The following is a 21,527-nucleotide window of genomic DNA, read 5'->3' as shown; positions in this document are numbered from 1 at the left end:
CGATGTTCGATGCCTTGCGGGACTTCCTGCGGACGCTCGGGCTCGAGGACGAGCGCCGCCGACCCGGCGTGCCGTCGCCGCGCGTCGCGGCCGCGGCGCTGCTGGCGCATGTCGCGGCGGCGGACGGCAAGGTCGGCGCGGACGAACTCGAGCGGCTGGAGGAAATGCTGGCGGCCGAGTTCGGCCTCGATGCGGCGGAAGCGGCGCGCATCGCCCGGGCCGGCCGCGAGGCGGATGCCGAGGCGGTCGACCTCTTCCATTTCACCAGCGTCCTGATGCAGAGTTCCAGCGAGGAGCAGCGCATCCGCTTCGTCGGACTGCTTTGGGAAGTGGCCTATTCGGACGGCGCGGTGCACGAGCTGGAAGACAACACGGTCTGGCGCGTCGCCGAACTCCTCGGCGTCTCGACGCGCGACCGGATGCTCGCCAAGGGTCGCGCCGCGGCGTCGCGCCGGTGACGGGCACCGACGTGCGGCCGGTTCTCCATGCCGACCGCGATCCCCGGCCGATCCTCGTCGTGCTCCACCAGGAGAACTCGACGCCCGGCCGGATCGGGCAGATCCTCGCCGCCGCGGGCGTGCCGATCGACATCCGCCGCCCGGTGATCGGCGATGCGCTGCCGGAAACGCTGGACGGCCACCGCGGCGCGATCCTGTTCGGCGGGCCGCCGAGCGCCAATGACACGGAGCCGCACCTTCGCGCCGAGATCGACTGGCTGGACGTGCCGCTGCGCGAGAACCGGCCGTTCCTCGGCATCTGCCTCGGCGCGCAGATGCTGGTGAAGCATCTCGGCGGCCGGGTCGGCCCGCATCCGGAAGGCTTGGTCGAGATCGGCTACTATCCGCTGCAGGCCACCGCCGCCGGCCGGGCGCTGACGCCGCACTGGCCGGACGTCGTCTACCAGTGGCACCGCGAAGGCTTCGACGACCTGCCGCGCGGCACCGTGCTCCTCGCCGAGGGCGAGCGGTTTCCGAACCAGGCCTTCCGCTTCGGCGAGAAGGCCTTTGGCGTGCAGTTCCACGCCGAACTGACGCTCGCCATGCTCTACCGCTGGACGACGCGCGGCCACGAGCGGCTCGGCCTTCCCGGCGCGCAGGCGCGGCGCGCGCATTTCGACGGCCGCGCCGTCTTCGACCCGCCGATCCGCCGCTGGCTCGCCGAGTTCCTCGGGATCGTCTTCGGCGAGGAGGCCGCGGCATGAGCCGCATCGCCGCGATCGGCTTCGACGCCGACGATACGCTCTGGCAGAACGAGCGCTTCTTCCGCCTGACGGAAGAGCGGTTCCTGGCGCTGCTCGAAGCGCATGCCGAGGGGCCGGTGCTGAAGCGCCGGCTGCTCGATACCGAGATGCGCAACCTCGAATCCTACGGCTTCGGCATCAAGGGCTTCACGCTGTCGATGATCGAGACGGCGCTGGAGGTCACAGGAACTCAAGTCGACGGCGCGGCGATCGCCGAAATCCTCGGCTGGGGCCGCGAGATGCTGCGCCATCCGGTCGAGACGCTGCCGCATGCGCGCGGCTGCCTCGAAGCCTTGCGCGGCCGGTACACGATGATCCTTGTGACGAAGGGCGACCTCTTCGACCAGGAGCGCAAGCTCGCCGCCTCCGGCCTCGGCGAATTCTTCGACGCGGTCGAGATCGTCTCCGACAAGACGGCGGCCACCTACGAGCGGGTGTTCCGGCAACATGGGGACGGAGCGGGCAACGCGCTGATGGTCGGCAATTCGCTCAAGAGCGACGTCCTGCCGGCGCTGGAAGCGGGAGCCTTCGCCGTCCACGTGCCGCACGACCTCACCTGGGACTACGAGCGGGCCGAGCCGCCCGTCGACCACCCGTGCTTCGCGGCGCTTCCCGACCTGTCGGGGCTGCCCGCGGCGATCGAGGCCTTCGAGCGCGGCGGCTGAGACATCCTGCCGGCCGTGCCGGGCCGGGCGGACGCGCTAGCTTCCCGGCGCATGGAGGCCGCGCGATGACCACCGATCCATTCGATCTCGAACGCTTCGTCGCGGCGCAGGCACCGGTCTATCCGCAGGTGCGCGCCGAACTGGAGCGCGGGCGGAAGGCAAGCCATTGGATGTGGTTCGTGTTTCCGCAGATCGCCGGGCTGGGGTCGAGCCCGACCGCCCGAGCCTTCGCGATCCGCTCGCCGGACGAGGCGCGGGCCTATCTCGCGCATCCTGCTCTGGGAAAGCGCCTTTTCGAATGCATCGATCTCGTCCTGGCGGTCGAAGGGCGCTCGGCGCACGAGATTTTCGGCTCGCCGGACGACATGAAGTTCCGCTCGTCGCTGACGCTGTTCCGGGCGGCCGCGCCGGAGGAGGCAAGGTTCGATGCGGGCTTGCGCCGATACTACGCCGGCAAAGCCGACGAGCGGACGCTGGAGCTGTTGCAGGCATGAGTCCCGGTTACCTGCCCTTCGCGGGCGCGCTCGACCTGCCCACCTTCTTCTGCACCAATTGCGGTTTCTGGCAGCGGCATTTCGAGCGCCCGCCGCGCTGTCCGCTCTGCGAGGACGCGCGCCACGTCATGCCGCAGCGGGGCTGGCGCTTCCTGTCCGCCGCAGAGGCGGGGGACGCTTATCCCTGCCGCTGGGAGGAACTGGAAGACGGCGTGTTTCGGTTCTGGAACGAACCGGTCGACGGCATCGGCTCGCACTCGTACCTGATCCGCAGCCCGGCCGGGAACATGATGTTCGAGGGCTGCGCGAGCTACGGCGTGGCAGCGCTCGCCTTCATCGAATCGCTCGGCGGGGTACAGGTGCTGTCGGCCTCGCATCCGCATTCCTACGGCGCGCTCTGGGAAATCCAGGATCGGTTCGACCCGGAACTGGCGCTGCATCCGGGCGACCTCGCCTGGTCGGCGGCGGTCTGCGTGACCTGGCCGTTCGACGACTTCCTCGAACCGTTGCCGGGGCTGGAACTGCATCTCACCGCCGGTCACTTCCACGGTCACGCGGTGCTGTTCGATCGCCAGCGGCGGATCCTGATGTGCGGCGACGCGCTGAAGTTCGAGCTCGACCCGGCCGACCGGCGGATGGCCACGACGATCTCGGCGCACAAGGCTTTCGTGCGCGGCGTGCCGCTGACGCCGAACGAGTTGCGGAAATATCGCGACGTCTTCGCGCGGTTGGATTTCACCTCGACCTGGACGCCGTTCGAGCAGGTGCGAAACTCCGGGCGAGCCGAGGCGCTGGCGCTGATCGACGCGATGCTGTCGAGCCGCCCGCACGCCGCGCCAGTGCGGTTGGAGACTTTGGCGGTGTCGGGTTTGAGGTCTTCCGGCGGCGTCGGCAAGTAAGTGCCGGGGCTTCCTTTCGAGACAGGGGGCCTCATCCCACTGCCGCAACCGTCTCCCCACAGGGGTGAAGAAAGGTGACCCCGACGCTTAGATCGTCGGCACCGCACCTTGCGCGCGGAATCGTTCCATCGGGCCGTTCTCGGCGAGGCGCTTGTCGAGGCCGTCCGCGCCGCCGAACTGGTAGCCGAGTTGCGAGCGGTAGGCGCGGCAGGCATCGCGCTTGGCCGAGAGGAACGGGGCGTCGAGCGGGATCACGCGCTCCTCCAGCGCTTCCATCTCCGCCGCGAAGGGGCGCTTCGGCGTGTCGGCCCGCAGCGTATAGGGGAAGTCCGTCCACCAGAGCACCGGGCGCCCGCCCGCAACCCGCCTGAGCGCCTGCGTCACGAGGATGTGGTCGGCATGCCCACCGATCGATTGCGGGGCGAGCAGAAGTTCGGGATCGTGCTCGGCGGCGAGACGCGCGAAAGCGGCTTCGAGATCATCGCCGATCCGGTCGCCGGCATGGACGCCGGCGAAGAGCGCCGGGGCCGAGTCGTAGCCGCGATGCGGCGCTTCCGGGAACGGCAGGAACAGGCCTTCCGCGCCGAGCGCCGCCATCGCTTGCCTATCCTCGCCGCGGCGGAGCGCCATGTAGTCGACTTCGGGGCCGAGGCCTTTGTCCGTCTGGCAGGCGAGGGCGAAACCCTGCGGATCGGGTACGGTCGCGGTGAACACGGTCGCGACAACGACCCGCCAGCCTTCCGCCGCCAGCTTCACCAACGTCCCGCCGGCCGAGAAGGCCGCGTCGTCGAGGTGTGGCGAGAGGGCGAGCGCGGTCCGCGTCACAGGAGATGCGGCTCGGCGCGGTACTTGCAGGGAGTGACCGGCAGGCCCGCGTCGAAGCCCGCGACCGGCACCTGCCCACGAACCGCGTCGTAGACGTCCATGATCTGCCTGCCCACCGCCTTCCACGAATAGACGCGCCGGCATTCTTCCAGCCCGGCGCGCGCGATGCGGCGGCGGAGCGCGTCGTCGGTGACGACCCGCTCCAGCGAATCCGCCAGCGCCGGGATGTCGCCGGGCTGGGTGAGGAGGCCGTTCTCGTCGTGGCGGAGGCAGTCCGTGACGCCGACCGCGAAGCAGGAAACGTTCGGAAGGCCCGACGCCATCGCTTCGAGGATCGTGTTGGAGAAGCCTTCCATGTAGGTCGGCGAGACGAAGACGTCGGCCTCGCGGTAGAGCGCCGGCACGGCGTCGTAGTCGGCATAGCCGGTGAAGCGGACGACATCGTCGCCGAGCCCAAGCGCCGACGCTCTCTCCTTGCATGGATCGACGTCCGGCCCGATGCCGGAGACGATTCCGAGGAAGGGCACGCCGCGCTCCCGCAGGAGGCTCAGCGCGTCGAGGAAGTCGAGCGCGCCTTTCCGGCGGTCGACGCGGCCGTGGTAGAGGAGGCGCGCCGGGTGCTCGGTCTCGCCGACCCTCGCCTCGTCGGCGGGTTTGAAGCGGTTGGTGTCGACCGCCCCCGGCACCACGACGAAGCGGTCGCGCGGGGTGCCGAGGCGCTCCGTCACCTCGTCGATGAAGGACTCGCCGCCGATGAGAAGGGCGTTGGCGTGGGTCAGGACGCGCACCATCGCGAGGCGGTGCGTCTCGCAGCAGGAACCGACCCAGTGGCCGTCGCCGCCCTGGATCGAGACGACGCAGGGCAGGCCGAACCTCGTCGCGGCGATCAGCGTCGCCCAGCCGGTCGGGTAGCCGTATTGCGCGTGGAGGATGTCGAAGGGTTGCTCGGCATGGAGGCCGAGAATGGTCTCCACCATCGTGTCGATGTCGCGCTCGAAGTCGCCGCCCTCCTGCTCGCCGAGCTGTTCGAGGCCGACGACGCGGACGCCTTCGACGGGCGGCGGCGGACCGCCGCCGTAGACGCGGGTGCCGAAGGCGTCGCCGCGGTACTGGCTGATCATCGTGACGTCGTGGCCGGCCTCCACCAGCTCGCGCAGCAGGTTCACCGCATAGACGCTCATCCCCGAGATCGCCGGGAAGAAACGGCGGCTGACGAAGCAGACGCGCATCAGGCGGCCTCCGCCCGTGCGCCGCGGCACGCCCGCAGGTATTCGATCGTGCGGGGGATCATGACGTCGGCCCGGTGGCTGTCGCGCGAAAGCTCGACGCAGACGAGGCCGCGGAAGTCCGCCGCCTCCAGGGCGTCCAGCGCGGCGGGCGCATCCATGTCGCCTTCGCCGAAGGGGAGGTGCGTGTGGTCGCCGCGCCGCATGTCCTCGATCGTCACCGTGCCGAGCCGGCCCGCGAACTCGGCGATCGCGGCGGGCGGCTCGCGCTCGCCCGTGACGAGGAGGTGGCCGAGGTCGAGCGCGAGCTTCAGGCCGGGCAGGTCGGCGGCGAGCTCGCGCCAGTCGTCGACGGTCTCGACCAGCATGCCTGGCTCCGGCTCCAGCGCCGCGACGACGCCTCCGGCGTCGGCATGGGCGACGACCTGCGCGACGCCCTCCCGCAGCCAGCGCTTCGCGTCGTCGCGCGAGACGCCGGGTTTCGGCACGCCAGCCCAGAAGGACACGGCCTCGGAGCCGAGGATCCCCGCCACGTCGACGGCGCGCTGGAGGAAGGCGACGCGGCGGGCGCGACCTTCGGCGGTGGCGGTGAGCAGCGTCGGCTCGTGCTTGGCGCGCGGATCGAGGAGGAAGCGCGCGCCGGTCTCGATCACCGAACCGAGGCGGAGTTCGTCCAGCCGGGCGCGGAGGGCGTGGGCACGGGGCTCCCAGTCGGCGGCGAGCGGGTCGAAATGGTTGTGGTCGAGCGTCAGCGCGACGCCGTCGTAGCCGCACTCGCGCATCAGGACGAGCGCGTCGTCGAGGCGATGCGAGGCCGTGCCGTTGGTGTTGTAGGCGAAGCGGAGCGTCATCCGGCGGCCCTCCCGAACCGTTCTTCCTCGTGCATATAGGCGGCCGCCAGCAGCCGCATCGTTCCGAAATCGCGGTCGAGGCTGAAGACGTCCACCTCGCCGGTGCCGCGCAGCGCGTCGGAAAAGGCGCGGACCTGGCGCGCGAAGGGCGAAGCCTCGGCGTCCGGCACGGCGAGCGGCGACGTCTCGCCCGTCGCGCCGTCGGTGAAGACGAGCGTGCCGCCCGGATCCTGGCCCATCGTGTCGGTCGCGGTGAGCTGGCCCTTCGTGCCGAGCACTTCGAGGCGGCGGCGCGGCAGCGCCTCCGGGCAGTTGTAGGAGACGTGGAGGTCGAGGAGCACGCCCGACGCCGTGCGACCGACGAGGACGCCGCCGTCGTCCACCTCGTAGGCCTGGACGCGGCGCTGCAGGAGGCAGGCAAGGTCGGCGACTGGCTCGCCGGTGAGAAACTCCGCGAGGTCGAGGCCGTGGGGCGCGAGGTCCATCACCGCGCCGCCGCCGGCTTGTCGCGCATCCGCGCGCCAGTTGTCGCCGGTGCCCTTCGTCCAGTCACTCCCCAGCCAACAGCAATAGGCGATGCGGATCGCCGTGACCGTGCCGAGCGTGCCGTCGCGGATCGCGACGCGCAGCGCGGCATGCGCCGGATGGTGGCGCTGGTCGAAGGCGGTGCCGTAGAGGACGCCGCTTCCCCGCACGGTCGCCGCCATCGCTTCGGCGTCGCGAAGCGTCGCGGCCATCGGCTTCTCGCAGAGCACGGCCTTGGCCCCGCGGGCTGCGGCCTCGACCATCGGCCGGTGCAGGTGGTTCGGCGTCGCGACGTAGATCGCCTCCACCTGCGCGTCGACGCTGAGGACCTCGATCCCTGGATAGGCCCGCAGCCCGAGCGCTTCCGCCGCGCGGCGGGCGTCCGGGTCCGGGTCGCAGACCGCGACGAGCCGTTCGCCGGCCGCCCGGATGCCGGGTGCCATGAAGTCTCGCGCCACCCAGCCGAAGCCGGCGATGCCCCAGCGGACGGGCTCGCGTTTCATCACCAGCGCTCCGGCAGGTCGACGAAGGCGCGGGAGCGGACGTTGCCGGGTGTTGGACGATCGCTGCGGTCCGTGAGGGGATAGGTGGCGAGGGGGGCGTATTCGCGCTCGTAGCGCTCGCTCGGCCAGCGGATGCGCCAGCCGTCGCCGTCCGAAGCATAAAGCGGGTTGCGCCGGAAGCCGCCGAGATCGTCCGGCGCGACGAGGCGGACGGGAACGGCGTCGCCGGGACTTTCCGCGACGGTGAAAGCTTCCGCGTCGCGCAAGTCTGTCAGCGGCTTGGACAGGAGGGCACGGCCCCCGGCGGCGGCGCGGGTCAGTTCCGCGTCGTCGTAGGCGACGGCATCCGGAAACAGCGCCAGCATCTCGTCCGCCGTCACCGCCGCGCCGGCCGAGAAGCCAGCCGCCTCGCGGTTGTGGACGTGGCCGACGAGGAGCGCGCCGCCGGGCGAGACGCGTGAGCGCAGCCGGTCGAGGATCGCCCGCTTCGGTTCGAGGAAGTAGAAGGCGTCCTGGCAGAGGACGAGGTCGAAGCTCGCGTCCCCGATCGGCCAGGGCGCGGCTGCGTCGCAGCAGACGAGGCGGGTTTGCGGCCCGACCACGAAATGCCGGGCGATCCAGAGTTTCGAGAACACGACGTCGAAACCGGTCGCCGCCGCGCCTTGCCGTTTGAGGACGCGTAGGTAGTGGCCGATGCCGCAGGCGAGCTCGAAGGCGGTGCGCGGCGCGTTCCAGTGCGTCTCGATGAGCTGGAGCCCGGCGAGATAGGTCGGGTCGCTCCAGCGGTGGGCGAAGTAGTCGCCGACCCGGCCGAAGCCGAGCTGCGCCATCGCCTCGCGCAGGGTGAGGCCGCCCACCTCGCGCACCAGCGCGCGCATGGCCTCGTGCGGCGGCGGCGGCTCGTCCCACCAGTCGTCGGCGTCGCGCAGGAGTTCGGCGAGCCCGCCTTCGCGGTCGCCGGCGTCGAGGCGTTCGAGGGCCGCGCCAACCAGCGCCTCGCGGTTCACCCGCAGGTAGGGGATGCCGTCCGCCACCGGCCAGCGCTCGCCCGATCCGTCGGCGAGGCTGTGCGGCGTGTCGGCACGGAGCGGCAGGCCGGTGGTCGGCGAGACGAAGGTCACGACGCGAGACCCATCTCGGCGAGGACCCTGGTCTGGAAGCCCTTCACCGGCCCGTCGTGGACGAGCTCCATCTCGCCAAGGACGCGGGACATCGTCAGCGTGGCCGCCTGAAGGTGCTGCTCGATCTGCATCACCCGGTCGATCGTATCGGCGGCGTTGAAGGCACGGCCTTCGGGCGTGTCGGCATCCGGCAGGACGCGGCGCGCCTCGACGACCTGTCCGCGCAGCGGCTCGGGAAGTTCGGCGAGCGCCGTATCGGTGAAGTGGCGCATCACCGGCTCCAGATGGTCGCCCAGCAGCATCTCGCCGGTGAAGCCGGAATCCGGCATCCCCGCATTGTGGAAATGGTGCGCGAGCGAGGCGAGGAACACGATGCCGGCATCCGCCCCGTAGGCCGGCGCGAGGAGGACGCCGAGGACGGCGACGACGAGACAGTGCTCGGCATGGTTCTCCGGCGGCTCCAGCATGATGCGGGGCCGGCCGGGGCAGGTGACGCCGGCGCGGGGCTGCCGGCTCAAGGCGTGCACGAAGGCCGGCGGCGGGGCGGCGGTTCGCTCCGGCACGCCGGTCGCGGCGGCGAAGCGCTCCGTCGCTTCCGGCCCCAAGACGTCAGCGAATTCCCCTACGGCCGCGCGGAGCACGGCGTCGGCATCCCCTTCCGACAGGCCGGCGGTGAGGAGAAGCCTCCGGTCGATGTCGCCGAGCCGCGCGGCCGCGAGGGCCGCCGCGGTGATCTCCGCCGCCACGTCCGCCGCGGGCGCGCCGACGACGAGTTCGCCCCAGGCGCGCGCGAACAGGCGGCTCGCGATCGAGCCGTCGCGGCCGGCCGAGCGGATGCGCTTCAGGTTGCCGATCTCGCCGAAGAGCGGTTTCAGCGCCGGGTCCAGCGTTCCCGGCGCAGCGTCGTTCGATTGGAGCATGGCTGACACCGGAGCGTCAGCCGTTGGCGAGCCAGTCCATCAGCATCGCCTCCTGGCGGTGGAAGGCGTGCTCGACCTGGTGGCCGGGCTTCACCATCGGCGCCTTGAAGAAGTGGCTGAGTTGCTCCTGCGCGCCGCCGTCGCCGCGCTTCGAGGCGAGGCCGACGACGCGGGCGATCTCGATCGCGAGCGGCGCGGCGAGGATCGAGTCCTTGCAGAGGAAGTTGATCTTGATCTGCATCTTCTGGCCCATGAAGCCGGTGACGTCGACATTGTCCCAAGCTTCCTTATCGTCGCCGCGCGGCCGGTAGTAGCGGATGTCGACGAGGTGGTCCTCGACCGGATAGCCGAGGATCTCATCGAGGACGCCGCCCTTGGTGTTCAGCTTCGACTGCAGCGAGTTCGGGTCGGTCAGCGCCAGGCCGTCGCGATTGCCGAGGATGTTGGTGGAGAACCAGCCGTCGACGTGGAGCGAGCGGGCCTTCAGCGCCGGCGCGATCACGGTCTTCATCATGGTCTGGCCGGTCTTGCCGTCCTTGCCGGCGATCGGCACGTTGTGGGTCTCGGCGAGCGCCATCAGCGCCGGCACGTCGGCCGCGACGCTCGGCGTGAAGTTGGCGTAGCCGGTGCCGTTCGCGATCGCCGCGTAGGCGTAGAGCATCGCCGGGCCGATCGCCTCGTCGTCGGAATCGAGGCCGCGCTCGAAGGCTTCCGCCGTGTTCAGCGTGTCCTTCGTCAGGTCCGGCCAGCGCTCGGTCGAGGCGAGGTTCAGCACCACGACGCGGTCGACGCCGCTCTCCTCCTTGAAACGCCGGAGATCGTCGGCGATCATCTCCACCGCCTCGCGGTGGTTCTTCGCCTTGTTGAGGTTCTTGCCCACGACGTTCTTGCAGAACTTCTCGCTGCCGACCGCCGCCCAGGGCTTCATCTCCTTCAGCGCGGCGGCGCCGTCCTGAAGGTCGCCCTTCGACAGGACGCCGTGCTCCTCGGCCGCGAGGCCGAGATCGTTGGCGTTCAGGTCCCAGCCGCCGAACACGATGTCGCGGTAGTCGCTGAGGCCCGGCACCGAGACGTCGGCGAGCGGCAGGCCGTCCTTGCGGTTCGATCCGGCCTTCAGCATCTCGATGCCGGCGACGGCCGTGGTCGCGACGGCGCCCCCGAGGCCGACGATCGCGACGCCAAGCCGTTCGGGTCTCGCGGAATCCAGCAAAACTTCAGCTCCCAAAAGTCGATGCGACGCCGGCCGCGGCGGGCGGGCGGCTTCTTCGCTAAGATCGCATCTATCGCCTCGCCGGGCGGCGCAAAGGCGAGGGGCACCGAGCAATATGCCGCAGTCGCCGCGCCGAGGCGGCGCGCGAAGTTCGGCGGCGGGAGGCGCTGCGGCGACCGGGAAGGCCGCGGGAACGCAGCTTCGCCCGAGGTTTTCGCCGGCATGCCGCGCTCCCGTGGCCGCGCGGTTGCCGGGCGGCGAAGCGGAGGTTCGCCGTCCCGATGATCGTTCGCCGACTGACATTTATCCTTCCGACGCTGGCGCTGACGGGGGTCACCGCGGCGCTTGCCTACCCGCCGATGGCGGCGAACGGCTTCGGCCTCGCCGACGCGCTGATGCTCCTGCTCCTCGTCCTTTCCAGCGGCTACGTCACGGCGCAGTCCTGGCAGGTCGTGCTCGGCCTTCTCCACCGCGCCTTCGCCGGTCGGAAAGGGGATCAAGGGGCGGGAGAGGTGGATTGCAGCCGGCTCGCCGTGGTGATGCCGATCTGCGACGAGGACGTCGCCGGGGTGTTCGGCGCGGTCGCCGCGATCCGCCGCTCGATGCGGGACGCCGGGCTCGCGGTCGCGCCGGTCTTCGTGCTCAGCGACACGCGGAGCCTCGCCCGGGCCGAGGCCGAGGAAACCGCCTTCGCCGCGACGCGAGCCGAGACCGCCGGCCTGCCGGAACTGCGCTACCGCCGCCGCGCCGTCAACGCGCGGCGGAAAGCCGGCAACATCGCCGAGTTCTGCGAGCGGCACGGCGACGCGTTCGAGTTCATGCTGGTGCTCGACGCCGACTCGGTGATGAGCGGCGCGACGATCCGGCGCATGGCGGAGACGATGGCGGCGGACCCGAAACTCGGCCTCGTCCAGACGCTCTGCTTTCCGGCGCGCCGCCTGACGCTTTTTGCCCGCATCCAGCAGTTCGCCGCTCGCCTCTACGCGCCGCTCCACACGGAGGGCATGACGTTCTGGACCGGCGGCGACGCGATCTACTGGGGCCACAACGCGATGATCCGCGTCCAGCCGTTCCGCGAGCATTGCGAGCTGCCGATCCTCGCCGGCCGGCCGCCGCTCGGCGGCGAGATCCTTTGCCACGACGTCGTGGAGGCCGCCTTCCTCCGGCGCGCCGGCTGGGAGGTGCGGATGCTGCCCGACCTCGACGGCACCTGGGAGGACATGCCCTCCAACACGCTCGACTTCGCCCAGCGCGACCGCCGCTGGTGCCAGGGCAACCTCCAGCATTTGGCGCTCCTCGCCGAGAAGGGGCTGACCTGGCCGTTCCTCTTTCATCTCGTGAACGGCATCTTCGCCTACGCCTCGGCGCCGGTCTGGCTCCTGTTCCTCATCGTCGGCACGCTGCAATACGCGTCCCAGCCGGCGGCGAGCGTCGGCGGCGGAGCGGACACGCTGCTGGCGCCGGCAGTCGCGGCGCCGGTGCTGTTCGGCCTCAGCCTGACGGTGATCTTCCTGCCGAAGGTCCTGTCGATCGCGCTGACGCTGGCGGACAGGCGGCGCCGGCGGGCTTTCGGCGGCGCGGGGCCGCTCCTCGCGAGCGCGATTGCCGAGACGCTGTTCGGCATCCTCTGGAACCCGATGTCGCTGGTCTTCTACACCGGTTTCGTCGTGGCGACGCTCGCCGGCCGGACGGTCGCCTGGGACCCGCAGCACCGCACCGACCGGGGCGTCGGCTGGGGCGAGGCGACGCGGCGGCACCGCTGGCACATGGCGATCGCGTTGCTCTGGGGAGCGCTCGTCTGGCGGCTCGACCCGGCGGTGTTCTGGTGGATGAGCCCGCTCTTCGCCGGGCTCCTGCTCAGCGCCCCGCTGACCGTCCTGTCCAGCCGCATGAGCCTCGGCCTCGCGGCGGCGCGGCTGCGACTGTTCCTGACGCCGGACGAAACGGAGCCCGCTCCCGAGCTCCTGTCCTTGCGCGCGGAAACCGCGAAGGTCGAGGCGCTGCTCGCCGAGGCGCCGTCGGCGGAAGGAACGGCGCGCGCGAGCGTGCCGAGGGCGGCCCCTGCAGGCCGCTGGCCATCGCATCTGGAGCCGGCGGAGGCCTTGCGCTAAGACGGTGATGGAACGGGAGCGGCCATGCCCGAGAACGACCAGTATTCGGACCACCAGCACAACACCTTCACGCCGGTGGCGATCGTGCTCATCGTCGCGATCGCCGTGGTGCTCGGCATCTTCGTCTACGCCCGCTCGCACGACGACGCGACGCCCGACGGCGGCGTCCCGGCGATCAATCGTGGGCTGGTGCCGGCGAACCCGGCCGAGCCCGTCGTGCCGGGCACGAACATCCCCGCCAACCCGAACGGCTCCGGCTGAGCGATCTTCAATTCCGGACCGGGTGAAGGCGGAGGCGACCCGCCGCCGCCATCGCCTCGAACCAGCGCCGCTCGGCGTCGAAGGCGTGGCCCTCCCAGCCGGCGAAGCCGAAGCCGAAGACGTCGAAGCGCACCGCCTCCGGGCGGGTGACGGCGAGAAGCGCGAAGGCCGTGAGGTAGCCGGTGCTTGGCGCCGCCGGCCGGCCGGCCTCCCGCCGGACGAGGGCCGCGGCCTCGCGCGTCAGCGGCTCCGGCAGGACGGCGACCGGGCAGCCGAGCGGTCTGAGCCGGGCAGCCGCCTCTCCGGTCCAGTCGCGTCCGTCCTCGCTTGGATCCGCCTCCGGCGGCTTCGGCGGAAAGGGCAACAGGAAGGCTCCGGCCTCCGCGACGACGCGCCGCCGGACGAAATCCGGATCCTCCAGCCATTCGCGCATCTGCCCGCCGTGGTTGACGAGCACGAGATGGGTCGTCCGCGTCCCGGCCTGCCGCCCGAGACCGGGGGCGTTGTTGAAGCGCACCACGAGGTCGGCCGCGTCGATCCGGGCGGCGTGGTCGCCCGTTTCCGGCGCGTTGCCGACGATCGCGACGCCCGTTCCCGCCGGCAGCGCGTCCGGGTCGAAGGCGGCGCGGAACGGGTCGGGCTGGAACGGATCGGACATGCGGCTGCTTTCGAAAGGACCGCGACGGATATGCGAAACCAACCCGTGACGGCCATGCCGACCGCCGCCGCCTTGCGAGGTGCGAAGCCGTGACCGCGACGCTCGCGACCGTCTGCAAGGGCGGCGGGCGCTACGACGCCGTCTGGGTGGAGCGGCTGTTCCGAGGCGCGCGGCGTTTCGCGCCGGCCTTCGAGCGCTTCGTCTGCCTGACCGACCTCGCGCTCGACGTTCCCGGCGTCGAGCGGGTGCCGCTGGAGCGGAGCTGGCCTGCCTGGTGGTCGAAGCTCGAGGCCTTCCGCCCCGGCCTGTTCGACGGGACCACGGTGCTCTGCGATCTCGACACGGTGTTCGCTGGCGACGCGTCCAGACTGGCCGAGCCGGGGCTCGCCGCGATGGAGGACTTCTTCCACAAGGGCCGGCTGTCGAGCGCACTGATGCGCTGGAGCGGCGACGAACTCGGCTTCGTCCACGCCGCCTTCGCCGCCGAGCCGGAGCGCTGGATGCGGGCCGGCTCGTGCGGGCCCGTGCCGAACGCCGTGCACGGCGATCAGGTAGTGATCGACTTCCTCCTGCGCCGGGAAGGCGTTCGGCCGCGCTTCTTCCAGGAGGCGCATCCGGGGCTCATCGACTTCTACGAGCCGGCCAATCCCACGCCCGGCCCGGTGGTGGTGTTCATCGGCGACTCGAAGCCCGATCGGGCGGAGGGGCCGGTCGCGACGCTCTGGCGCGGCGAGGACGGGCGAGCCTAGCCCGCTCACGCGCTTTGTCGCAGCTTCGTTATTGAACGGAAAGGACGAATCGCCGTTGCTGTCGGTCGACGGAGACCGAACCGCATGCACGATGAGTCGCCACGGCGTCGGAGCCCACGCGCCGCCGTCCTCACCGTTCTCGCGCTTTTTGCTCTCGGCGGCGCCGGTTATTTCGGCTGGCACTACTACGCCGCCGCGGCTCCCGAGCAGGCGGCGGAAAAGCAGCCGCCGAAGGGGGTTCCCGTCACGGTCGAAAAGGCGGCGAGCGGCGATTTCCCGATCCTGCTCGGCAGCCTCGGTACGGTACAGGCGCTGAACAGCGTGACGGTGCGCGCGCAGGTCTCGGGCCAGATCGTCCGGCTCAACTTCCAGGAAGGCCAGATCGTGCGCGCCGGCGACCTCCTGGTCGAGATCGACCCGCGCCCCTTCCAGGCGGCGCTGGCGCAGGCCGAGGCGAAGCTCGCGCAGGACGAGGCGAACCTTCGGGACGCCCGCACCATCTTCGAGCGGCTCGACAAGCTGGCCCAGCAGCAGATCACCACGCGCCAGGAGCGCGACACGCAGGGGGCGACGGTGAACCAGCTCACCGCCCTCGTCGCCGGTGACAAAGCGGCGATCGACGACGCGAAGACGCAGCTCAGCTACACGCGCATCCAGTCGCCGATCACGGGGCGGATCGGCTTTCGCCTCGCCGATTCCGGCAATCTCGTCGGCCCGTCCGACGCGAACGGCATCGCCAATATCCAGCAGGTCTCGCCGATCGTGGTGGTGTTCACCGAGCCGGAAGGCGAGCTCCAGACGATCCGCGACGCGCTCGCCGCCGGCCGCCCCGCCGTCGAGGCGCTGAGCTCGGACGGCCAGCGCTCGCTCGCCAAGGGCGAACTGTCGTTCGTCGACAACGCCATCGACCAGACCAGCGGCACGCTGCGCCTCAAGGCGACCTTCCGCAACGACGACGGCGCGCTTTGGCCCGGCCTTTCGGTGACGACGCAGCTTCTGGCGCGCACCGTGAAGGACGGCGTCAGCGTCGACGAGAACGCGATCCAGCAGGGCCCGGACGGCCTGTTCGTCTATGTCGTGAAGCCGGACAACAAGGCCGAGATGCGGAAAGTGGAGGTGGCCGGCAACCAGAACGGCCGCTCGCTCGTCGGGAAAGGTCTGCAGGCCGGCGAGACGGTGGTGACGGAGGGCCATTACCGCGTCCAGCCGGACACGCTCGTCGAACCGAAGGCGAAGGAAGGCGAGGCGAAGCCGGCGACGGAGGATGGGCCGGCCGTCTCGCAGGCGGACAACAAGCGCGACACGGCGGAGAACTGACGCCGCGATGACCGACCGACCGCCCGACCAGCCGGATCGCCGCGACGAGTCCGGGTCCCGCGACGACGAGCGTCGGATCGAGGCGCGCGAGGCGTCCGGCGAGCGTGTCCAGGCCGGCGATGGGCCGCCGCGCGAAACGGACGTGACGGCGGCGGTGGACGAGGCGTCCGACGAGGGCGGTCGGCTTTCGGGGCCGTTCATCCGCTACCCGATCGCCACCTCGCTGCTGGCGGTCGGGCTCCTGCTCGTCGGCATCGTGTCCTTCTGGTTCCTGCCCGTCGCGCCGCTGCCGCAGGTCGACTTCCCGACGATCCAGGTGACGGGGCAGTTGCCGGGCGCGAGCCCGGAGACCATGGCCTCGTCGGTGGCGCAGCCGCTGGAAACGCAGTTCGCCCAGATCGAGGGCGTGAGCGAGATGACCTCGCAGTCGACGCTGGGACGCACCCAGATCACGCTGCAGTTCGAGCTGTCGCGCGACGTCGACGCCGCCGCCAACGACGTTCAGGCGGCGATCAACGCCGCCGGCGGGCAGTTGCCGGACGACCTGCCGACGCCGCCGACCTATCGGAAAGTGAACCCCGCCGACGCGCCGATCCTGATCCTCGGCGCGACTTCCGACACGATGCCGATCGTCGAGCTGAACGACGCGATCGAGACCAAGGTGTCGCAGCAGCTCAGCCAGGTCGCGGGCGTCGGCCAGGTGATCGTCGGCGGCCAGCAGAAGCCGGCCGTCCGCGTCCAGCTCGATCCCGCCAAGCTTTACGCCAAGCAGATGACGGTGGAGGACGTGCGCACGGCGCTGGAAGGCGTCACCTCGAACTCGGCCAAGGGCTCGATCGACGGCGCCAATCGCGCCTTCACCATCTATTCGAACGACCAGCTCACCGAGGCGGAAGCCTGGAACGGCACGATCGTCACCTATCGCGACCTGGCGCCGGTGCGTGTCAAGGATATCGGCCGAGCGATCCTCGGCCCGGAGGACGCGAAGCAGGCCGCCTGGACCGACGGCAAGCGCGGCGTGTTCCTGATCGTCTTCAAGCAGCCGAACGCCAACGTCATCGACGTGGTGGACAGCATCAACGAGGAACTGCCGCGCCTGAAGGAAGGGCTGCCGCCCGGCATCCGCCTCTGGTCGCTCAGCGACCGCACGACCACCATCCGTGCCTCCGTCGAGGACGTCGAGTTCACGCTGCTGATCACGGTCGGGCTGGTGGTGGCGGTGATCTTCGTGTTCCTCAGGACGCTCTGGGGCACGGTGATTCCCAGCCTCACCGTACCGCTGGCGCTGTTCGGCACCTGCGCCGGCATGCTCGCCTTCGGCTACACGCTCGACAACCTGTCGCTGATGGCGCTCACCATCGCGGTCGGCTTCGTGGTGGACGACGCGATCGTGGTGCTGGAGAACATCCAGCGCCACATCGAGAACGGCATGAAGCCGATGCAGGCGGCCTTGAAGGGCGCCGGCGAGATCGGCTTCACCATCCTGTCGATCAGCCTGTCGCTGGTCGCCGTCCTGATCCCGCTTCTCCTGATGACCGGCATCATCGGCCGGCTGTTCCGCGAGTTCTCCGTGGTGCTCGCGATGACGATCCTGATCTCCGCCGCGGTGTCGCTGACGCTGACGCCGATGATGGCCTCGCGCTTCCTCGTCCCCGAGCGGCCGATGGCGGAGCGCGGTCGCCTGTTCCGCTGGAGCGAGCGCGGCTTCGAGGCGCTGGTGAACGGTTACATGCGCGGGCTCGACGTGGTGCTGCGCCACCGCCTCGCGACGCTTCTGGTGTTCTTCGCGACGCTCGGCGCGACGGTGGCGCTGTTCGTGATGATCCCGAAGGGCTTCTTCCCGCAGCAGGATACCGGCCTGATCCAGGGCAAGGTGGAGGCGGCGCAGAGCATCTCCTTCGCCGCGATGAGCGCCCGGCAGGAGGAGGTCGGCCGCATCGTGCAAGCCGATCCGGACGTCGCCTCCGTCGCCATGCGCGTCGGCGGGAGTGGCGGCGACGCCGCGAATGTCGGCTCGATGTACATCACGCTGAAACCCCGCGACGAGCGGGAGGCGGACGCCGACGCGATCATCCGGCGGCTGCGCGACAAGTTCCACGGCGTGATGGGCGTCCAGGTCTTCCTGCAGGCGCAGCAGGACGTCCGGATCGGCGGTCGGCAGTCGCGCACGCAGTACCAGTTCACCCTGACGACGCCGGAAACCGCCGAGCTCAACAGCAGCGCGCCGAAGGTGCTCGACGCGCTGAAGAAACTGCCCGAGCTCGCCGACGTCGCCTCCGACCAGCAGACCAGCGGCACGACGCTGACGCTGACGATCGACCGCGACCAGGCCTCGCGCTACGGCATCCGCCCCGACGTCATCGACGCGACGCTGAACGACGCTTTCGGGCAGCGCCAGATCGCCCAGTACTTCACGCAGCTCAACAGCTACCACGTCGTGATGGAGGTGCTGCCGGAGCTGCAGGGCGACCCGGAAACGCTCGACAAGCTCTACGTCAAGGCGGAAGGCGGCGCGCTGGTGCCGCTCTCGGCCTTCGCCAAGTGGACCACCGTGCCGGTGCGCCCGCTCCTGATCAGCCACCAGAGCCAGTTCCCGTCGGTGACGATCTCGTTCAACCTCGCGCCGGGCGTGGCGCTCGGCGAGGCGACGGAGGCAGCCGAGAAGGCGGTGGCGGACCTGAAGCTGCCGCCGGCCGTCCAGACGAAGTTCTCCGGCTCGGCGCAGGCCTTCCAGTCGTCGCTGGCGACGATGCCGCTCCTGATCCTCGCGGCGCTCGTCGCGGTGTATCTCATCCTCGGCATCCTCTACGAGAGCTACATCCACCCGCTGACGATCCTCTCGACGCTGCCTTCCGCCGGCGTCGGGGCACTCGCGACGCTGATGCTCTTCGGCTACGAGTTCAGCCTCATCGCGCTCGTCGCGCTGATCCTCCTCATCGGCATCGTGAAGAAGAACGGCATCATGCTGGTCGACTTCGCCATCATGCTGGAAGGCGAGGGCAAGCCGGCGGAAGAGGCGATCCGCGAGGCCGCGCGCCTTCGCTTCCGCCCGATCATGATGACCACCGCCGCCGCCATGCTCGGCGCGGTGCCGCTGATGATCGGCGGCCATACCGGCTCGGAACTGCGCCAGCCGCTCGGCTTCGCGATGGTGGGCGGCCTCATCGTCAGCCAGGCGCTGACCCTGTTCACGACGCCGGTGATCTACCTCTATCTCGACCGCCTGCAACAGCGGCTCGGCCGCCGGCGCGCGAAGGCGGAGCCGGCGAACGAGGAAAAGGTGGGCATCGCCCAGCCGGCGGAGTAAGAGGTCCCGATCCCGCCAAGCGAATTCCCCTTCCAGCATGCAAGTTCACGACGGACTCCCGCAACCGGCGCGCGGCCTCGCCTTCGCGACGATCGGCCTCGCCCTCTTCATCGCCGTCCTCGACAGTGCCGTCGCCAACATCGCGCTGCCGCCGATCACGCGCGAGCTGCGCATCCAGCCGGTGGACGCGATCTGGGTGGTCAACAGCTACCAGCTCGCCGTCACCATGGTGCTGCTGCCGCTCGCCTCGCTCGGCGAGATCGTCGGCTACCGCCGCGTCTATCTCGGCGGGCTCGCCCTGTTCACGCTCGCCTCGCTCCTGTGCGCGCTGTCGTCCGGCCTCGGCTTCCTGATCGCGGCGCGCGCCTTCCAGGGGCTCGGGGCGGCCGGCATCATGAGCGTCAACATCGCGCTGGTGCGCTTCATCTTCCCGCACGCCATGCTGGGCCGCGCGGTCGGCAACGTCGCGGTGATCGTCGGCATCTCGTCCGCCGCCGGACCCTCGATCGCCGGCGCGATCCTTTCGGTCGCGCCGTGGCAGGCGCTGTTCCTCGTCAACCTGCCGATCGGGATCGTGGCGCTCCTCGTCGGCTGGCGGACCTTGCCGCGAACGCCGCGCTCGGGCCGCCGCTTCGACGTCCGAAGCGCGCTCCTCAGCGCCGCGACCTTCGGTCTCGTGATCTCCGGCGTCAACGCGCTCGGGCACCGGCAGGGGCTCGGCCTCGCGCTCGCCGAGATCGCGGCGGGCCTCGCGGTCGGCGTGGTGTTCGTGCGCACGCAACTGCGGCTGCCCTCGCCGATGCTGCCGGTCGACCTTCTCCGCCGCCCGATCTTCGCGCTGTCGGCGACGACCTCGGTGCTTTCCTTCGCGGCGCAGGCGATGGCCTTCGTCTCGCTGCCGTTCTTTCTGCACGACACGCTCGGGCGGACGCCCGCCGAGACCGGGGTCCTCCTGACGCCCTGGCCGATCGCGACGGCGCTCGCGGCCTTCCTGTCGGGCCGGCTGGCGGACCGCTTCCATCCCGGCCGGCTGGCGGCGATCGGGCTGGCGCTCTTCGCGAGCGGCCTTCTCGCGCTGGCGCTGCTGCCGGCCGAGCCATCCACCGCCGACCTCGTCTGGCGGCTGGTGCTGGCGGGCGCGGGGTTCGGCACGTTCCAGTCGCCGAACAACAAGGTGCTGATCTCCAGCGCCCCGCGCGAGCGGAGCGGCGGGGCGAGCGGCATCCAGTCGAGCGCCCGGCTCGTCGGCCAGTCGCTCGGCGTGGCCCTGCTGGCGGTGATCTTCGGCCTCTTCCCGGAGCAGCGCATCGGCGTCGCGCTCGGGCTCGCCACCGCGCTCGCCGCCTGCGGCATCGTGCCGAGCGCGCTCAGGCGGATGGACGAGAAGGCCGCGGCGGCGCTGCGGTCGGAAGCCTGATATGAACACGGGAAAGCGAAGAGGAGGAACGGTCGATGCTGCCTGAGGATGTCGGGAATGCCAAGCTCGTGGGCCGCCTCTGGCGGCCGGAGGTGGCGGGGCCGTCGGTGGTGATCGTGCGGGACGGGCAGCTCGTCGATGTGACGGCGACGGCGCCGACCGTCGCGGACTTCCTCGACGGCGACGCGGCCGCAGGATTCGACGCGCTCGATGGCGAGGCGCTTGGGTCCGTGGAGCGGTTCCTGCACGAGCCGGACGCGATGCGCAGCGGCGCGGCCGAGCCCTGCCTCCTCGCGCCGTGCGATCTCCAGGCGATCAAGGCCTGCGGCGTCACCTTCGCCCGGTCGATGATCGAGCGGGTCATCGACGAGCGCACCGCCGGCGATCCGGCCCGCGCCGATGAAATCCGCGCCCGCATCGGCACGCTGATCGGCGGCAGCCTCGCCAACCTGAAAGCCGGCTCGGCGCAGGCAATGGAGGTGAAGGCGGCGCTGCAGCGCGAGGGCCTCTGGTCGCAGTATCTCGAGGTCGGCATCGGCCCCGACGCCGAGGTGTTCACCAAGGCGCAGCCGATGAGCGCCGTCGGCCACGGCGCGCTTGTCGGCGTCAACCCGATCTCGGCCTGGAACAACCCGGAGCCGGAGATCGTGCTGGCGGTGAACGCGAAAGGGGAGATCCGCGGCGCGACGCTCGGCAACGACGTCAACCTTCGCGACGTCGAGGGGCGCTCGGCGTTGCTGCTCGGCAAGGCCAAGGACAACAACGCCTCCTGCGCGATCGGCCCGTTCGTCCGCCTGTTCGACGACGGCTTCACGCTTGCCGACGTGGAAGCGGCGACGCTGACCATGTCGGTGAAGGGCACGGACGGCTACGAGCTGACGGGGCGCTCCAACATGGCCGAGATCAGCCGCAAGCCAGCCGAGCTCGTCGGCCACGCGGCGGGGGCGTCGCACCAGTATCCGGACGGCTTCGTGCTGTTTCTCGGCACGATGTTCGCCCCGACGCAGGACCGCGACCGGCCGGGCGGCGGCTTCACCCACAAGGTCGGCGACGTCGTGGAGATCGCGACGCCGCGGCTCGGGACCCTCCGCAACACCGTGACCTTGTCCGACCAGGCCCCGCCCTGGACCTTCGGCACGCGGGCCCTCATGCGGAACCTCGGCCGGCGAGGCATGCTCCGAGGCGGCTGAATCCGCTGGGTATCGCGCCGCCCGCTTGAAAAGCGCGG

General features: G+C 70.7%; 20 protein-coding genes. 12 read left to right on the top strand and 8 right to left on the bottom strand.

The genetic code is table 11. The features are described 5' to 3' along the window. Positions 1–2 precede the first annotated feature (2 nt). The 5 genes from F6X38_RS05980 (at position 3) to F6X38_RS05960 (ending at position 3,298) form a co-directional block, all read left to right on the top strand. Positions 3–458, top strand: coding sequence for a tellurite resistance TerB family protein (locus F6X38_RS05980; protein ID WP_150968686.1), 456 nt, complete (start codon positions 3–5; stop codon positions 456–458). After that, positions 455–1,201, top strand: coding sequence for a glutamine amidotransferase (locus F6X38_RS05975; protein ID WP_202617938.1), 747 nt, complete (start codon positions 455–457; stop codon positions 1,199–1,201). The genes F6X38_RS05980 and F6X38_RS05975 overlap by 4 nt, the downstream gene beginning before the upstream one ends. Further along, on the top strand, positions 1,198–1,905 hold the full coding sequence (locus F6X38_RS05970) for an HAD family hydrolase (RefSeq protein WP_150968685.1): 708 nt from the start codon (positions 1,198–1,200) through the stop codon (positions 1,903–1,905). The genes F6X38_RS05975 and F6X38_RS05970 overlap by 4 nt, the downstream gene beginning before the upstream one ends. A gap of 65 nt (positions 1,906–1,970) precedes the next feature. Then, a complete protein-coding gene (locus tag F6X38_RS05965) occupies positions 1,971–2,399 on the top strand; it encodes a DUF1810 domain-containing protein (protein WP_150968684.1) in 429 nt (142 codons plus the stop codon). Further along, a complete protein-coding gene (locus tag F6X38_RS05960; RefSeq protein ID WP_150968683.1) occupies positions 2,396–3,298 on the top strand; it encodes an MBL fold metallo-hydrolase in 903 nt (300 codons plus the stop codon). Before F6X38_RS05965 ends, F6X38_RS05960 begins: the two co-directional genes overlap by 4 nt. 87 nt (positions 3,299–3,385) lie before the next feature. Here the strand turns inward: F6X38_RS05960 and F6X38_RS05955 are convergent, their stop codons facing one another. From F6X38_RS05955 to F6X38_RS05925, 7 genes are read right to left on the bottom strand one after another with little or no spacing between them, the layout of a single operon-like run. Beyond that, on the bottom strand, positions 3,386–4,123 hold the full coding sequence (locus F6X38_RS05955) for a PIG-L deacetylase family protein (RefSeq protein ID WP_150968682.1): 738 nt from the start codon (positions 4,121–4,123) through the stop codon (positions 3,386–3,388). Continuing rightward, positions 4,120–5,352, bottom strand: coding sequence for a glycosyltransferase family 4 protein (locus F6X38_RS05950; RefSeq protein WP_150968681.1), 1,233 nt, complete (start codon positions 5,350–5,352; stop codon positions 4,120–4,122). Before F6X38_RS05950 ends, F6X38_RS05955 begins: the two co-directional genes overlap by 4 nt. Continuing rightward, on the bottom strand, positions 5,352–6,200 hold the full coding sequence (locus F6X38_RS05945) for a sugar phosphate isomerase/epimerase family protein (RefSeq protein ID WP_150968680.1): 849 nt from the start codon (positions 6,198–6,200) through the stop codon (positions 5,352–5,354). Before F6X38_RS05945 ends, F6X38_RS05950 begins: the two co-directional genes overlap by 1 nt. After that, positions 6,197–7,228, bottom strand: a complete 1,032-nt coding sequence (locus tag F6X38_RS05940; RefSeq protein ID WP_150968679.1) for a Gfo/Idh/MocA family protein — start codon at positions 7,226–7,228, stop codon at positions 6,197–6,199. The genes F6X38_RS05945 and F6X38_RS05940 overlap by 4 nt, the downstream gene beginning before the upstream one ends. Continuing rightward, positions 7,228–8,349, bottom strand: a complete 1,122-nt coding sequence (locus F6X38_RS05935; protein ID WP_150968678.1) for a class I SAM-dependent methyltransferase — start codon at positions 8,347–8,349, stop codon at positions 7,228–7,230. Before F6X38_RS05935 ends, F6X38_RS05940 begins: the two co-directional genes overlap by 1 nt. Then, complete coding sequence (locus tag F6X38_RS05930; protein ID WP_150968677.1) at positions 8,346–9,269, bottom strand: hypothetical protein; 924 nt, start codon at positions 9,267–9,269, stop codon at positions 8,346–8,348. The genes F6X38_RS05935 and F6X38_RS05930 overlap by 4 nt, the downstream gene beginning before the upstream one ends. 16 nt (positions 9,270–9,285) lie before the next feature. Further along, positions 9,286–10,476: an inositol-3-phosphate synthase gene (locus F6X38_RS05925; protein ID WP_343033194.1), complete on the bottom strand. Its 1,191-nt coding sequence runs from the start codon at positions 10,474–10,476 to the stop codon at positions 9,286–9,288. Between the two features lie 71 nt (positions 10,477–10,547). On the opposite strand from F6X38_RS05925, the gene mdoH reads away from it, so the two are divergent. After that, positions 10,548–12,590, top strand: coding sequence for a glucans biosynthesis glucosyltransferase MdoH (gene mdoH / locus F6X38_RS05920; RefSeq protein ID WP_150968676.1), 2,043 nt, complete (start codon positions 10,548–10,550; stop codon positions 12,588–12,590). 24 nt (positions 12,591–12,614) lie between these two features. Beyond that, the gene (locus F6X38_RS05915; protein WP_150968675.1) at positions 12,615–12,851 is read left to right on the top strand and encodes a hypothetical protein; all 237 of its coding nucleotides are present in this window, start codon (positions 12,615–12,617) and stop codon (positions 12,849–12,851) included. Between the two features lie 7 nt (positions 12,852–12,858). Here F6X38_RS05915 and F6X38_RS05910 read toward each other — a convergent pair whose 3' ends face one another. Continuing rightward, positions 12,859–13,509, bottom strand: a complete 651-nt coding sequence (locus F6X38_RS05910; RefSeq protein WP_246191213.1) for a glycosyltransferase family 29 protein — start codon at positions 13,507–13,509, stop codon at positions 12,859–12,861. 89 nt (positions 13,510–13,598) lie between these two features. Here F6X38_RS05910 and F6X38_RS05905 point away from each other — a divergent pair, with 89 nt between their 5' ends. The 5 genes from F6X38_RS05905 to F6X38_RS05885 all read left to right on the top strand — a co-directional run bounded on the left by F6X38_RS05905 (position 13,599) and on the right by F6X38_RS05885 (position 21,489). Continuing rightward, complete coding sequence (locus F6X38_RS05905; protein ID WP_150968674.1) at positions 13,599–14,258, top strand: hypothetical protein; 660 nt, start codon at positions 13,599–13,601, stop codon at positions 14,256–14,258. 84 nt (positions 14,259–14,342) lie between these two features. Beyond that, complete coding sequence (locus F6X38_RS05900) at positions 14,343–15,575, top strand: efflux RND transporter periplasmic adaptor subunit (protein ID WP_150968673.1); 1,233 nt, start codon at positions 14,343–14,345, stop codon at positions 15,573–15,575. Between the two features lie 7 nt (positions 15,576–15,582). Continuing rightward, positions 15,583–18,882 carry an efflux RND transporter permease subunit gene (locus tag F6X38_RS05895; RefSeq protein ID WP_150968672.1) on the top strand — a complete coding sequence of 1,100 codons (3,300 nt, stop codon included), beginning with the start codon at positions 15,583–15,585 and terminating at the stop codon, positions 18,880–18,882. A 37-nt stretch (positions 18,883–18,919) separates the two neighbouring features. Continuing rightward, positions 18,920–20,299 (top strand): MFS transporter, encoded by a 1,380-nt coding sequence (locus F6X38_RS05890; RefSeq protein ID WP_150968671.1) that lies wholly within the window; start codon positions 18,920–18,922, stop codon positions 20,297–20,299. Between the two features lie 35 nt (positions 20,300–20,334). Beyond that, positions 20,335–21,489, top strand: a complete 1,155-nt coding sequence (locus F6X38_RS05885; protein WP_150968670.1) for a fumarylacetoacetate hydrolase family protein — start codon at positions 20,335–20,337, stop codon at positions 21,487–21,489. The last annotated feature ends 38 nt before the right edge of the window (positions 21,490–21,527 follow it).

This window comes from Plantimonas leprariae, from assembly GCF_008802405.1.
Lineage (GTDB): Bacteria > Pseudomonadota > Alphaproteobacteria > Rhizobiales > Rhizobiaceae > Plantimonas > Plantimonas leprariae.
The sequence above is the reverse complement of the archived record's forward strand: the minus strand, read 5'-3'. Positions and strand labels throughout refer to the sequence as shown.